We start from the raw sequence: 13,860 nt of genomic DNA on the forward strand, positions 1-13,860 counted from the left end.
CCTGCCGAAGATTCTTCTCGCCGCATGTGCGGGTGTCCGCGCAGGTCGGGCCGCGAGTCGCTTAGCAGAACCGGGGGCGGCTCGGCGCGAAGCCCGAGAAATTCACTCGAACGGGCTTGGCGTTACGTAATCGTGACGCTACCTTCTGTCGCGTGTCACGAACCGCTTACCGACAGTGGCGAAACCACCGGCCCCGCCGCAGGCGTCTCTCCCGACGTCGGCTGGCGCAGCTCTCCCTCGCCCTGGTCGGCATCCTCCCGCTCAGCTACCCACTCGTGCAGAACCAGGGGGCCGACGTCGTCGCGAGCCAGTCCCCGCAGGCCGCGGAGACCCGGGACTCCCGCCCAGCCGCGCAGTCCCCGGTGGGTGCCCCGCCGGCCGTCGAGGCTCCGGCCGCCCCGGCCCCCGCCGGCACCCAGGCGCAGGCTCCGGCCCCGAACGAGCAGCCGGCCCCGGTCGCCGATTCCCGGACCGGCACGCGGCCCACCGGCCCGACGACCACGGCTCCCACCGCGCCTGCCCCGGCTCCCGTGCCCACGCAGCCCGCGACAACCCCCGCGAAGCCCGTCGCCGCTCCCGCGAGCGGCGCCCTCAGCTGGGCCCCGCCGGCCGGCTGGCAGAACTACCCGGTCACCAACGTCACCCCGAGCAACTCGGTCACGACCATCGGGGCCCGGGGCGGCGACGTCCTGGTCAAGCTGCCCGCCGACCGCCCGGCCGGGCCGATCACCATCGCCAACTGCCGCAACGCCGTCATCATGGGCGGGCAGATCACCGTCGCGCCCACCGCCCGCTTCGGCAACGACGACCAGCGCGCCATCTACGTGCACAAGTGCACCGGCACCGTGCACATCGAGGGCGTCCTCATCAACGGCAACGTCCCGGGCTCCCAGGCCGACGGCATCGCCGTGAACGCCCCCGAGGCCACCGTGCAGATCCAGAACGTCCGCATGGAGGCCCTGCGCGGCACCTACTCGGTGAACCACGCCGACGTCTTCCAGCCGTGGGGCGGGGTGCGCGAGTACCGGATCGACCGGCTCAGCGGCACGACCAACTACCAGGGCATCCAGGTCCGCCAGGACCTCGGCGCCATCGGCAAGGGCACCATCCGGAACACCAACGTCGGCAGCTCCGAGGTGAACCCGATCGAGCGGGGCGGGCAGTTCATCCGCATCGACTGCAACACCTACCCGCTGGCCCTCGAGAACGTCTACCTCGACCCGCGCTCCGGCCGGGACATGGGCTACAGCGTGTGGCCGCAGACCGATGACCGCAGCTGCCCCGCGAAGATCAGCAACGGCGTCGTCTCGTGGCCGTCGATCGGGAACCTGACCGGCACCCTCACGCAGGGCAAGCCCGCGTCGGGTGACTTCGTCCCGGCCGGCTCCGTCGGCATCGGGTACGTCAGCCCCGGTTATCGCTGACCCGACCGTGAGGGGCGGGTGCCGCGCGAGACGCGCGGCGCCCGCCCCTTCGGCGTCTCAGTACGCACCGCGACCGGTGAGGACCGCCCCCACCGTCCGCCACAGGATCATCAGGTCCAGCATCAGGGACCAGTTCTCCACGTAGTGGATGTCCAGCCGCACCGAGTCGGTCCAGGACAGGTCGGACCTGCCGCTCACCTGCCACAGCCCGGTCAGGCCGGGCTTGACCACCAGCCGGCGGTGCATCTCCACCCCGTACCGCTCGACCTCCGAGGGCAGCGGCGGGCGGGGGCCTACCATCGACATCTCCCCGCGGAGGATGTTGATCAGCTGGGGCAGCTCGTCGACCGAGTACCGCCGCAGGACCCGGCCAACCCGCGTCACCCGCGGGTCGCGCCGCATCTTGAACAGCACGCCGTTGCCGTCGCTCACCGGGGCCAGGCGGGTGACCAGGCGGTCGGCCCCGACGTGCATGCTCCGGAACTTCAGCATCGGGAACCGGTGCCCGTCCCGGCCCACCCGCACCTGGCGGTAGAACACCGGCCCCGGGCTGTCGAGCTTGACGGCCAGGCCGGCGCCGACGAGGACCGGGGCCAGCAGCAGCAGGAGCAGGACGGCGCAGAACCGGTCGAAGGACTCCTTCACCAGCCGGTGGAGGCCGCGCAGCTCGGGCCGCTCCATCTGCAGCAGCGAGAGCCCGCACACCGGGCGCACCCGGATGCGTGGGCCGACGACCTCGGAGACGGCCGGCGCGAGCAGCAGGTCGGCCTGCGTCTTCTCCAGCTCCCAGCCCAGCCGGCGCAGCGCCGCACCGTCCAGCTCGGGGCACGGCAGGACGGCCACGGTGTCCACCTCGTACCGCTCGACGACGTCGACCACCTCGTCGAGGCCGCCGAGCACCGGCAGACCGACGGAGCCGCCGCGGCTGCCGGAGCGTGCGGGCAGGCAGCAGCCGATGACGGAGTAGCCCTGGTCGACCTCCCGGTGCAGCTGCTCCCGGAGCGCGGCCACGCCGTTGCGGTGGCCGACGAGCAGCGTCGTCTGCTGGAAGCGGCCGCGAGCCCGCTGTCGGCGCAGCCACGACCGGTGCGCCTGGCGGTGGGCGAGGGTGAGCGCGGTGGCCAGCGGCAGGGCGACGACGACGAAACCGCGGGCGACCTCCAGCTTGAGGCCCCACGAGACCGTGCCCACCAGGGCCAGCAGCAGCGCGGCGGCGAAGAAGACGCGGCGGAACTCCTCCGGCCCCTCCCACAGGTAGCGGCTCTCGTAGCTGCGGGCGACCACCATGGCGAACAGCCAGACGCCGGGCAGGGCGACGGCGATGGCCAGGGACGCGTTGGTGGCACCGACGTCCGGCGGGTGGAAGCGGGCGAGCAGACCGCTGCCGGCGGCGACGGACGCGCAGACGGCGTCCCACACCACCAGGCGGCGGACGTAGGGACCGCGCCAGGCGCGGCGGGCGGCGGTGCCCGCCCCGCGCAGCCGGTCGGCCCGCGTGAGCCGTGGAGGCGGCGCGGCACGGTGGTGGTGGGTGAGGTGTTCGGACGGGATGGCTTCACTGCTCATCGGGTGAGTTCCCTGCGGTGCGAACGGCGATCCGGCGCCCGGTGGGGAGAGAGGCACACCGGGGGCGGGACGCGCGTGCGGAGTCATGGACTGTTCGACGAGCCGATCGACGGACCGGCGGGGCGGGCGAAGAGGGGAGCGTGCGCCCGTCAGTCGGGGCTGGCGCCCGGCTCCTCGACGCGGCCGAGGAGGGCGGCGTCGTTCCCGCGAGCGGTCCGGATCGAGCCGGCGAGAGACGCGGGGAAGCCCGCGTCGAGCACCGCGAGCACGCAGTCCGCGTGGTCGGTGTGGCCGGCGCCGAACCCACCGCTGCCGGACGCGGTGGCCGACGCGGGGCCGCCCGGGCCGCTCGCGGGCACCGGTGCGACCGGCGCCGCCGGAGGGCCGTGCTGGCCCGGCGGGCGCACCGGTGCCGGTGGCGGGGCCGGGGGCGGCGGGCCGGGGGGCTGCGGGGTCGCGGTGAGGGTCGGTGTGACCGGCTGGGTGGTGCCGGCCCCGCGCGCGGACGGGGACGCGGAGGCCGCCGCCCCCGTCGTGGTCGTCTCCGCGGCGGCGGGGAGGCACGGCGGCGCGGTGGCGTCCGGCGTCGGCGCGCTCTGCGGCAGCGCCGTCGGCGGCTTGGTCGCCGAGGTGGCCGGAAGCGGGGCGTTCGCGGGCTGAGTGTCGGCTTCCTCCGTGCCGGCGAGCTCCGTGCCTGCCTTGGTGGGCTCGGTGGGCTCGGTGCCGCCGGGCTCGCTCTCGGTCGGTTCGCCCTCGGTGGGGCCGGCGGGCTCCTCGTCGCTGGGTTCGCCCTCGGTGGCGTCGCCCTCGGTGGGGCCGGCGGGCTCCTCGTCGCTGGGTTCGCCCTCGGTGGCGTCGCCCTCGGTGGGGCCGGCGGGCTCCTCGTCGGTCGGCTCGCCGTCGACGGGTTCGCTGTCCGGCGGCGACTGATCGGCGGGTGCGGGGTCGGCGGGTGCGGGGTCGATGGGTGCCGGGTCGACGGGTGCCGGGTCGGCCGCAGGCGGGGTGACGTCCGGTTCCGCGGGTGGCGGCGTCGGCGCCACGGGCGGGGTGACGTCGCCGTCGGTCGGGGTGGTCGGTGTCGGGCCGGGCACGGCCGGGGTGGCGGGAGTAGCCGGGGGCCCGGCCGGCGGGGGGTCCGCGGGGACGTCGGGCGAGGGGTCCGCGGGGACGTCGGGCGAGGGGTCCGTCGGGACGTCGGGCGGGGGGTCCGTCGGGACGTCGGGCGGGGGGTCTGCGGGGACGTCGGGCGGGGGGTCCGCGGGGACGTCGGGGGGCGGTTCCTCGAGGCCGGGCGGCGCGACCACGGAGGTGTCGCCCTCCGTGTGGCCGGCGGAGTCGGCCCGCGCCGCGTCGGCGGAGACGGCGAGCAGCAGCCAGGCGCCCAGGGACAGCAGGGCGGCCATCAGCAGGCGGCGCGGCCACGCCCCGCGCCCGGGGAGGCCGGCGTGCGGCGCGACGAGGGCGTGCGGTCCCGACAGCGCTCCCGCCGCCCGGCCGATGGACACGCGCCTCCTCCTGTTCCTCGCCTCGTGAGACACCTTCGGCCCAACTCCCGGCGAGGGGAACCGGGATCGGGTGGCGTGCGGGTTAACAGCGGCGGCGCGCGGCCCGGCCTCACTGTCGGTTACGTAACCGATCGGTATCGCGGCCATGGGGTCGAGGTCCGGCGCGAGCGGGCGCCCCCCTCGATCGGGGTCGCCGAGGCCGGGAACCGGCGATGAGCACCCCCTGGGGCGACTACCGTCATGCCCTGCACGACGGCCCGCCGCGGCGCGGGCACCGGGCGGGGTCCTCGTCCGGTCGCGATCCACGGCGGAGGTTCAGCAGGCGATGCGCATGCTCGTCACCGGGGGTGCCGGCTTCATCGGCGCCAACTTCGTGCACCAGACGCTGCGCGAGCACCCCGAGTACGAGGTCACCGTGCTCGACGCGCTGACCTACGCGGGGAACGAGGCGTCCCTGGCACCCGTCCGTGACGACATCGAGTTCGTCCACGGCTCTGTCGCCGACGCGGACCTGGTCGACCGGCTGGTGGCCCGCTGCGACGTCGTCGTCCACTTCGCGGCCGAGAGCCACAACGACAACTCGCTGCGCGATCCCTCGCCGTTCCTGCAGACCAACGTCGTCGGCACGTTCACGCTGCTCGAGGCGGTGCGTCGGCACGGCGTCCGCTACCACCACATCTCCACCGACGAGGTGTACGGCGACCTGGAGCTGGACGACCCGGCGAAGTTCACGCCGGAGACGCCGTACAACCCCTCCAGCCCTTACTCGTCGACCAAGGCGGGGTCGGACCTGCTGGTTCGGGCCTGGGTGCGCTCCTTCGGCATCCACGCCACCATCTCGAACTGCTCCAACAACTACGGGCCCTACCAGCACGTGGAGAAGTTCATCCCGCGGCAGATCACCAACGTGCTCGTCGGCCTGCGCCCCAAGCTCTACGGCGCAGGCGAGAACGTGCGCGACTGGATCCACGTCGACGACCACAACTCCGCCGTCCACGCGGTCCTGGACCGGGGCCGCTCCGGTGAGACCTACCTGATCGGCGCCGACGGGGAGAAGAACAACCGCGAGGTGCTCGGCCTGATCCTCGAGCTGCTCGGCCGGCCGGCCGACGCCTTCGACTCGGTCACCGACCGGGCCGGCCACGACCTGCGCTACGCCATCGACGCCACGAAGCTGCGCACCGAGCTCGGGTGGACGCCGCGCTACACCGACTTCCGCGACGGCCTGGCCGCCACCATCGACTGGTACCGGGAGAACACGGCCTGGTGGCGCCCGCTCAAGGACGGCGTCGAGGCGCAGTACGCGGCCCAGGGGCAGTGAACGCCGTCATCGTCGGCGCCGGCGGGCAGCTCGGCCGCGCGCTGCGGGGTGCGTTCCCCGACGCCGTGGCGCTGGACCGGGCCGCGCTCGACGTCACCGACGCCGCCGCCGTGCGGGCCTTCGACTGGACCGGCGTCGACGTCGTGCTCAACGCCGCCGCCTGGACCGCCGTCGACGCCGCGGAGGACCCGGCCAACCTGGCCGCGGTGCGCGCGGTGAACGTCGACGCCGTCGCGCACCTCGCGCACGCCGCCGACCGGGCCGGCGCGGCGCTGGTCCACCTCTCCAGCGAGTACGTCTTCGACGGCACCCATCCCGGCCCGATCCCCGAGGACCTCCCGCCTTCGCCGTTGTCGGTCTACGGCCGTAGCAAGGCCGACGGTGACGCGTGTGCGACCGCGGTCGAGCGGCACTGGCTGGTGCGCACCACCTGGGTGGTGGGGGAGGGCGGCAACTTCGTGCACACCATGGCCGGCCTCGCCGACCGCGGGATCAGCCCCTCGGTCGTCGACGACCAGATCGGCCGGCCCACCACCGCCGCCGACCTCGCCGCCGGCATCCGCCACCTGGTCGGCACGGGGGCGCCGTACGGCCCCTACAACCTCACCGGCGACGGCGAGCCTGCGTCCTGGGCCGACGTCGCCGCGCTGGTCTTCACCGCCCGCGGCCGCTCTGCCGACGACGTGCAGCGCGTGAGCACCGCCGAGTACTTCGCCGGGCGCGCAGGCGTCGCGCCGAGACCGCTGAACTCCGTGCTGGACCTGGCGAAGATCCGCGCCGCGGGCTTCCGGCCGGTGCACTGGCGCGAGGGCCTGCGCGACCACCTCAGCCGCCTCAGCTGACCCCGGCGTCCCGGCACCCCCGACACGGGGGACAGGTCGGTCAAGTTCCGCCCCCGGCCTGCCGATGATCGCGGTGTGTGGTGGACGTGGATCATCGGCGGACTGGTCGTCTGGATGGCGATCGCCGTCGTGCTCGGCGTCGTGATCGGCCGGGCGATCCGGCACGCGGACGAGCGCGCGGCCGCCTCCTGGGTCGAGCCGGTTCGCGCGCCGCAGCCCGCCGCCGCGCGCACCCGCCGCCGCGCCGTCCCGCTGCCCCCGGTGGGCGTCGGGCTGGCCGCCGCCGCCGTGGCGCTCATGGCCACCGGCTTCCTGCTGCGCCTGACCGGGGCCACCGGCACAGCTGCCCGCGCCCTCTCCATGGACGCGCCCTTCTCCCTGCCCCGTCTCTTCGTGGCCGGGCTGTTCGCCGTCGCCGCCCTCGCCGCCGTCGCCGGCGCCGCCCGCGACCCCGGCCGCCGCACCTGGTGGCTGGCCGTCGGGCTGGTCGCGGCCGGCATCGCCTCGGTCAAGGCCGGGGGCACCGTGCACGCCGACGCGATGACCGCCCTGGACGCCGCCGCCGGCCGGCCCGCCGCCATCACCCTCAGCGCCCTCGTCGCCCTGGCCGTCGTCGGGGCGCTGTTCTTCCTCAGCCGCACCGAGCGCCGTGACCGGCGCCGCGTCCTCGGCAGCCTGGCCGGCTACGGCGTCGCCGCGGTCGGGCTCTCCGCCCTCTCCGTCGTCGCCCCCGACTCGCTCCGGGTCACCGCCACCTTCGTCGAGGAGTCCGGCGAGGCGCTGGCCGGGGTGGCGTTCCTGGTCGCCGTCCTCATCGGTGTCGCGCCGCGGCTGGTGCTCCCGGCCGACTGGGCGCTGCGCCGGACGGACGACGCCCACTCCCTCGAGCTGGCTCAGCCCGGCGTCCGGCCGGCCGGGGATCCGGCTCGCTGACGACCGGGCCCGCCGCTCAGAACCCGGCGCGCACCTCCCCGCAGCGGCACGCGTAGAGCGTCGCGCTGCTGAACGGGTCCTGGCCGACCCGGCGGAACCAGTGCACGTGCGCCGCCGCCACCCGCCGACCGGACGACGCGCCCCCGGTGCGGGGCCGGGAGCGGGCCGGCAAGCAGGGCTGATCGGCCATCTCGCGCTCCGCCCTCCCCGGGTCTGCCACCTGCCCCGTCCCGATCACCGGGTCGCCGCAAGGCGCGGCCACCGCGATGTCTACCACCACGAGCCAGGGCGCGGGATACGTGCGCTCGCGGCGGCCGTCGTGGTCCTCGCCACAGCGGAGGACGCCCCGGGTGCTCCCGGCCACCGTACGGGCGAGGGCGGTCAGGCTGCGGCCGGTGACTCACCCTGCGCGGGGAACGAGCGCGGGTCCGACTGCTGGCGCAGGTGCTTCTCGACCTCGTCGGTCCAGGCGGCGGGTGCGGCGGGCGTGTTCGCTGACCGGATGCCTCGCCCGACGACCACTGCGGCGCCCAGGGCGAGCAGCGTCCAAGAGAGACCGATCACCAACAGCCACGTCATGGCGCCATTCCTACGGGGCGGGCCGGAACCGACGGCGATCCGGCGCGGGCAGAACCTGCTGAAACGGAGTGCTGGGACGGTGCCCGCGCACACTGGCCTCCAAACCGGGAGGCCGCGACTGTGGCCCCCGCGCCCGGCGTGGCATCGCGGGGGAGGCGCGCGACGTCACCCCTCCGGTGGAACGTGAGAGCACAGCCGCGCCTCCCGGCCCGGCGGCGGCCCCGGCTGGATAACCTCAACCCGTGACATGGCTGGTGACCGGGGGAGCCGGCTACATCGGGGCACACATCGTCCGTGCGATGCGGGGAGCCGGGCAGGACGTCGTCGTGCTCGACGACCTCTCCTCCGGCGACCGGAGCCGCATTCCCGGTATCCCCTTCGAGGGCGGCAGCGTCCTCGACGGAGACACCGTGAGCCGCGTGATCGCCGACCACGGGGTGACCGGCGTCGTCCACGTGGCCGCCAAGAAGCAGGTCGAGGAGTCCGTCCGCCGACCGCTGTACTACTACCGCGAGAACGTCGAGGGCCTGCGCACCCTGCTCGAGGCGGTGACCGCGGCCGGCGTCACCTCGTTCATCTTCTCCTCGAGCGCTGCCGTCTACGGGGCTCCGGATGTCGACGTTGTGCAGGAGTCGATCGGTTGTAGCCCCGTGAACCCCTACGGGACGACCAAGCTCGTGGGGGAGTGGATGGTCCAGGAGGTCGCCGCCGCCACCGGCCTGCGCTTCGTGAATCTCCGCTACTTCAACGTCGCGGGGAGCGCCGAGCCGGCGCTCACCGACCGGGGGGTCTCCAACCTCGTCCCGATGGTGTTCCAGCAGCTCGCCCAGCGGCGGCCGCCCCGCATCTTCGGTGACGACTACCCGACGCCCGACGGCACCTGCATCCGGGACTTCATCCACGTCGCGGACGTCGCCTCCGCGCACGTCGCCGCGGCGCGCGCGCTCGGCGACGGCGAAGTGACGGCCCTCACCGCCAACATCGGCCGCGGCGAGGGCGTCTCGGTGCGGGAGATGGTGGAGACCATCCGAGCGGTGTCGGGCACCGCGGACGGGGCCTGGGCGGAGCCGGTCGTCGAGCCCCGGCGGGCGGGTGACCCCGCGCGCGTGGTGGCCTCGGCCGACCTGATCCACGAGGCGCTGGGCTGGCGCGCGCAGTACGGGGTCATGGACATGGTGGCATCGGCGTGGGCCGGATGGACCGCCCGCGGCGAGACCCCCGCGTCGACCGGCTGACCCTCAGCCGCCCACCGGGCCGAGCGGCAGGCGGTCGAGCAGCTCGCTCCACCGCCGGGCCGCCGCCCGGCCGCTGAACGACTCCTCCACGACGGCGCGGGACCGTGCCCCGCGCTGCCGGCACTGCTCCGGGTCCTTCACCAGCTCGCGCACCAGCGCGGCCAGTTCCGCCGGGTCGTCCGCCTGGAGCCGGACGTCGGCGGGCAGCCCTAGCCCCTCGAAGGCGCCGGCGGTGCCCACGACCGGCAGCCCGTGGGCCATGCCGTCGAGCACCTTCAGCTTCACGCCGCCGCCGGCCACCAGGGGGGCGACCAGCGCCCGCCGACCGAGCGCGGCGTGCAGGTCGTCGACGTAGCCGTGCAGGACGATCCCGGGCACGTCGAGCTGCGCGCGGACGGCGTCCGGGCAGTGGCCGACCACGTGCAGCACCTGCTGCGGGTCGCCCGGGTCGAGGTGGGGCAGCACCTCGTCCCGGTAGAAGCGCAGGGCCTGCACGTTGGGCAGGTAGTCCAGCCCACCCAGGAAGACCAGGCCGTCCCCGGGCTCGACGGGCTGGTCGGGAACCGGCACGGCGGGGGGCAGCCAGGCGACCTCCCGCCGGGTGCGCTCGGCGAGCAGCTCGGCCTCGGAGCGGGACACCAGGCTGACCGCGGCCACCGAGGCGGCGACCGTCCGCTCCCGCTGGGCGACCCGCCGTGATTCCCAGCCGAGCAACGCCACCGCGCTGCGCGCGGCCACGGGCCGCAGCGGGCCCGGCACCCGGGCCGCCGCGAACCCGAGGACCGCCGCCGGGTCGCTCCGGGCGGTCGTGCGCAGCCGGTCGTACCGGGTGCTGAGCAGGTCGTCGAGGTCGACCACGACCGGCGCCCGCACCCCGGCGACGGCGCCGAAGAGCCGCAACGAATCCGTCAGCAGCAGATCCGCGCCCAGCTCGCCGGCGAGGCGGGTCACCGCCCGGCGCACCGACCGGTCGGTGAACAGGCACTCGTTCAGGGACCGCCGACCCAGCGTCAGCGCGTGCGCCGCCGACGCCGCGACCACGGGGAGGCGTGGGGAGCGGATGTGCTCGGTGCGGAAACGCGTCGTCCAGGGGCCGGGCTCCGCGGGGCGCGGGGCGACGACGGCGACGGTCACCTCGTGCCCGAGGGCGGTCAGCGCCTCGGCGTGCGTGCGGAGCACGACGATCCGCCCGGTCACCCGGGTGCCGATGTCCCGGGTGGTCACCATGAGGATGCGCAGCGGCCGTCGCGTCATGCCGTCGCCCCGCCGTCCGCCGCGGTGAGCAGGTCCACGAGGGCGTCGGCCACCGCGGCGGTGCCGGAAGCGGCCGCCACCCGTTCCGGCGGCAGCAGGTCGTAGGTGCGGACCCGCCCCTCGGCGAGCAGGTCGGCCACCGCGGCGTCCAGATGGTCGGCCCGGTCGTCCTCTCCCAGGTGCCGCAGCAGGAGCGAGCCGGAACGGATCATGCCCAGGGGGTCGGCCCGGTCGGTGCCTGCATGCCGGGGCGCCGAGCCGTGCGCGGCCTCGAACACGGCCAGCCCCGGCCCGTAGTTGGCGCCCGGCGCGAGCCCGATGCCTCCCGCCATCGCGGCGACCAGGTCGGAGAGGATGTCGCCGTACTGGTTGGTGGTGACGACGACGTCGATGTCGCCGGGCCGCCGCACGAGGTGGGCGGCGAGGTTGTCGACCAGCACGTCGTCGAACTCCAGGCCGGGGTACCGGGCGGCGGTCTCGCGGCCGATCTCCAGGAAGAGGCCATCGGTCGCCCGCATCACCGTCGCCTTGTGGGCCACGGTGATCCGCCGGCGGCCGTGCCGGCTCGCCCAGTCGAAGGCGAATTCCACCGTCCGGCGGACGGCGGCCTCCGTCGCCGGCTTCAGCGCCACCGCCGAGCCGGGAGCGAGCCGTGCGCCGTGCCGGCGGGCCGCCTCGCCGACGGCCTCCGCTCCGGGTGTCCCCGCGGCGAACTCGATGCCGGCGTACAGGTCTTCCGTGGTCTCTCGGATGACGACGACGTCCAGTCCCCGGAACGGCGTCGGGACACCGGGCAGCACCCGGCTGGGCCGCACCTGCGCGAAGACGTCCAGCGCCCGGCGCAGCCCGGTGTTCGGCGACGGGAAGCCGTCGGTGCGGCTGGTGCTCACCGGCCCCTTCAGCGCCGCGCCGGTCCTCCTGACCGAGTCCAGCGCCGCTTCGGGCAGCGCGCTGCCGCATCCGGCGTCCAGGGCCGGTTGCCCGAGCAGCTGGACGTCCCAGGAGATGGCGGCGCCGGTGGCGGCGAGCACGCGGCGCGTGGCGTCGACGATCTCCGGGCCGATGCCGTCGCCGGGGATCACGGTCACGTCGTGGGGCACGGGGGCAGGCTAGCCGGAACCCCATTAGGTGAACCGTGTGCTCAGCGACCGCTCCGGCTCGCAACGGCCCGCCGCGCCGGTAGCCTTCCCCCGGGCCCGGTCGGTGCAGGCCGGTGCGCCACCGGATGGACGTGGAGGACGGATGAGCTCTGGGAGTGCGCGCCCGCAGTCGGCGGAGATGACGCCGGGCCCGGGATTCCGGTACCGGCGCAACACGCGGCAGCCCTCGCCCGACCTGGTCCGGCGGCTGGGCGCGTTCGCGGGCGCCGACGTGTCCGACATGATGAACCGGCTCTACACGATGAACCCGTCGATCAAGCCGGTCACCCCGCGGGAGCTCCGCCTGGTCGGGCCGGCCTGCACGGTCAAGGTCTTCCCCGGCGACAACCTGATGGTGCACAAGAGCCTCGACCTGGCGAAGCCGGGCGACGTCCTGGTCATCGACGCCAGCAGCTCGATGATGACCGCCGTCATCGGTGACCTGGTCTCCACCAAGGCGCGGCACCGCGGCATCGCCGGCGTCGTCGTCGACGGCCTGGTCCGCGACCTCGACGGGATCCTGGCGCTCGGCGACTTCCCCGTCTTCGCCCGGGGGACGACCCCGCTGGGTCCGCTGCACCGCGGGCCCGGGGAGGTCAACTACCCGGTGAGCGTGGGGGGCATCGTGGTCAACCCCGGCGACGTCATCGTCGGGGACGCCGACGGCGTCGTGGTGGTTCCGCAGGACAGCTGCGAGGACCTGCTGCAGCGGCTGGACGCCCGGGCGGCCGCCGCCGCGGAGTACCAGAGCGCGGTGGCGCGGGGCGAGTTCTCCAACGCCTGGGTCGACACCATGCTCGACGCCGGCGGCCTCACCGCGGGGCCCGACCTTGGCTGACGCGCCGACCGCCCCCGCGATCATCCTCGGGGGTAGCTTCAACTCGCTGTCCGTAGCCCGCTCCCTGGGCCGCCAGGGCGTCCCCGTGCATGCGCTCGGGGACGGTGCCGGCGGCTCGCTGGTGCAGCGGTCCCGCTACCTGAGCAGCTACGTCCCGGTCACCTCCTCGGCCAGCGCCCCCGAGGAGTGGCAGCGGTGGCTGGAGACAGGGCCACGGGGCGGTGTCCTGCTGCCGTGCAGTGATGCGGCACTGGAGTTCCTCGCCCTGCACCGCGACGCGCTGACCGCCGACGGCTACTGCCCGGCCGCGGGAGCGGACGACGTCACGCTGGCCATGCTCGACAAGGAGCAGACCTACGCGCTGGCCCGGTCGGTCGGCGTGCCGGCGCCCCGGACGGCGGCCGTGCACACGCTGAACGAGCTGCGCGAGGCGGTCACCGGCATGGAGTTTCCCCTGGCGCTCAAGCCCCGGCACTCCCACCTGTTCGCGCGGGCGTTCGGCACCAAGGCGATCGTCGCGGAGGACCGCGAGACCCTCGAGGCCGGCTTCCGGGCAACGCAGGAGCACGAGCTGGAGATGATCGTCACCGAGATCATCCCGGGGGACGACAGCCGCTACTGCTCCTACTACAGCTACCTGGACGACGACGGCACGCCGCTGTTCCACTTCACCAAGCGCAAGCCGCGCCAGAACCCGCCCGGGTTCGGCCTGGGCACCTTCCACATCACCGAGTGGGTGCCCGACGCCGCCGAGTTGGGCCTGAAGTTCTTCACCGGGATCGGCCTGCGGGGCATCGGCAACGTCGAGTTCAAGCGGGACAGCCGCACCGGGCAGCTGAAGATCATCGAGTGCAACCCGCGCTTCACCGCGGCCGACAAGCTGGTGCAGCGCGCCGGGGTGGACATGGCGACGATCGCCTACCGCCGTGCCCTCGGTCTGCCAGTCACCCCGCCCGGCAGCTTTCGCAGCGGGGTGCGGCAGTGGCACCCGTTGGAGGACCTCCACGCCTTCCGCGCCTATCGCGCGAGCGGCGGGATGGGGACAGCGGAGTGGCTGGGCTCGCTGGCCCACCCCCGCACGCTCGGCCTGCCCATGCTCGACCTGGGGGACCCGGCACCCAGCGTCGAGTACACCGCGGGATTCCTGCGGCGTGCGGTCCGCGCGGTCGGCCGCCGCGTGGTGGCCCGGCTGCCCAACCGGGGGGGCTGACGCCGGAACGG

13 protein-coding genes are annotated in these 13,860 nt (G+C 74.9%); 7 read left to right on the plus strand and 6 right to left on the minus strand.

Annotated features, from left to right (window positions below):
* Nucleotides 1-152: 152 nt before the first annotated feature.
* Nucleotides 153-1,424, plus strand: a complete 1,272-nt coding sequence (locus ACI8AP_RS05720) for a hypothetical protein (RefSeq protein ID WP_456588370.1) — start codon at nucleotides 153-155, stop codon at nucleotides 1,422-1,424.
* A gap of 57 nt (nucleotides 1,425-1,481) precedes the next feature.
* On the opposite strand, the gene ACI8AP_RS05725 is transcribed toward ACI8AP_RS05720, so the two are convergent.
* Complete coding sequence (locus ACI8AP_RS05725; RefSeq protein WP_456588371.1) at nucleotides 1,482-2,990, minus strand: sugar transferase; 1,509 nt, start codon at nucleotides 2,988-2,990, stop codon at nucleotides 1,482-1,484.
* Nucleotides 2,991-3,139: 149 nt separating this feature from the next.
* Nucleotides 3,140-4,498, minus strand: a complete 1,359-nt coding sequence (locus tag ACI8AP_RS05730) for a hypothetical protein (protein WP_456588372.1) — start codon at nucleotides 4,496-4,498, stop codon at nucleotides 3,140-3,142.
* A gap of 325 nt (nucleotides 4,499-4,823) precedes the next feature.
* Between ACI8AP_RS05730 and rfbB the strand changes: the two genes are divergently transcribed.
* The 3 genes from rfbB (at nucleotide 4,824) to ACI8AP_RS05745 (ending at nucleotide 7,594) form a co-directional block, all read left to right on the plus strand.
* The gene (gene rfbB / locus ACI8AP_RS05735) at nucleotides 4,824-5,819 is read left to right on the plus strand and encodes a dTDP-glucose 4,6-dehydratase (protein ID WP_456588373.1); all 996 of its coding nucleotides are present in this window, start codon (nucleotides 4,824-4,826) and stop codon (nucleotides 5,817-5,819) included.
* Nucleotides 5,816-6,661, plus strand: coding sequence for an SDR family oxidoreductase (locus ACI8AP_RS05740; RefSeq protein WP_456588374.1), 846 nt, complete (start codon nucleotides 5,816-5,818; stop codon nucleotides 6,659-6,661). The genes rfbB and ACI8AP_RS05740 overlap by 4 nt, the downstream gene beginning before the upstream one ends.
* A gap of 75 nt (nucleotides 6,662-6,736) precedes the next feature.
* Nucleotides 6,737-7,594 carry a hypothetical protein gene (locus ACI8AP_RS05745; protein ID WP_456588375.1) on the plus strand — a complete coding sequence of 286 codons (858 nt, stop codon included), beginning with the start codon at nucleotides 6,737-6,739 and terminating at the stop codon, nucleotides 7,592-7,594.
* 16 nt (nucleotides 7,595-7,610) lie between these two features.
* On the opposite strand, the gene ACI8AP_RS05750 is transcribed toward ACI8AP_RS05745, so the two are convergent.
* Together ACI8AP_RS05750 and ACI8AP_RS05755 are read right to left on the minus strand one after the other, a co-directional pair.
* Entirely contained in the window at nucleotides 7,611-7,784 is a 174-nt protein-coding gene (locus tag ACI8AP_RS05750) for a hypothetical protein (protein WP_456588376.1), read from the minus strand.
* Nucleotides 7,785-7,975: 191 nt separating this feature from the next.
* Entirely contained in the window at nucleotides 7,976-8,173 is a 198-nt protein-coding gene (locus tag ACI8AP_RS05755; protein WP_456588377.1) for a hypothetical protein, read from the minus strand.
* A 242-nt stretch (nucleotides 8,174-8,415) separates the two neighbouring features.
* Between ACI8AP_RS05755 and galE the strand changes: the two genes are divergently transcribed.
* Nucleotides 8,416-9,408 (plus strand): UDP-glucose 4-epimerase GalE, encoded by a 993-nt coding sequence (gene galE / locus ACI8AP_RS05760; RefSeq protein ID WP_456588378.1) that lies wholly within the window; start codon nucleotides 8,416-8,418, stop codon nucleotides 9,406-9,408.
* A gap of 3 nt (nucleotides 9,409-9,411) precedes the next feature.
* Here galE and ACI8AP_RS05765 read toward each other — a convergent pair whose 3' ends face one another.
* A complete protein-coding gene (locus tag ACI8AP_RS05765) occupies nucleotides 9,412-10,662 on the minus strand; it encodes a glycosyltransferase (protein WP_456588379.1) in 1,251 nt (416 codons plus the stop codon).
* Complete coding sequence (locus ACI8AP_RS05770) at nucleotides 10,659-11,762, minus strand: isocitrate/isopropylmalate dehydrogenase family protein (RefSeq protein ID WP_456588380.1); 1,104 nt, start codon at nucleotides 11,760-11,762, stop codon at nucleotides 10,659-10,661. The genes ACI8AP_RS05765 and ACI8AP_RS05770 overlap by 4 nt, the downstream gene beginning before the upstream one ends.
* 142 nt (nucleotides 11,763-11,904) lie before the next feature.
* On the opposite strand from ACI8AP_RS05770, the gene ACI8AP_RS05775 reads away from it, so the two are divergent.
* Both ACI8AP_RS05775 and ACI8AP_RS05780 read left to right on the plus strand, forming a co-directional pair.
* A complete protein-coding gene (locus ACI8AP_RS05775; protein WP_456588381.1) occupies nucleotides 11,905-12,639 on the plus strand; it encodes an RraA family protein in 735 nt (244 codons plus the stop codon).
* A complete protein-coding gene (locus ACI8AP_RS05780) occupies nucleotides 12,632-13,849 on the plus strand; it encodes a carboxylate--amine ligase (RefSeq protein WP_456588382.1) in 1,218 nt (405 codons plus the stop codon). The genes ACI8AP_RS05775 and ACI8AP_RS05780 overlap by 8 nt, the downstream gene beginning before the upstream one ends.
* Nucleotides 13,850-13,860 lie beyond the last annotated feature (11 nt).

The organism is Blastococcus sp. SYSU DS1021 (assembly GCF_054050995.1).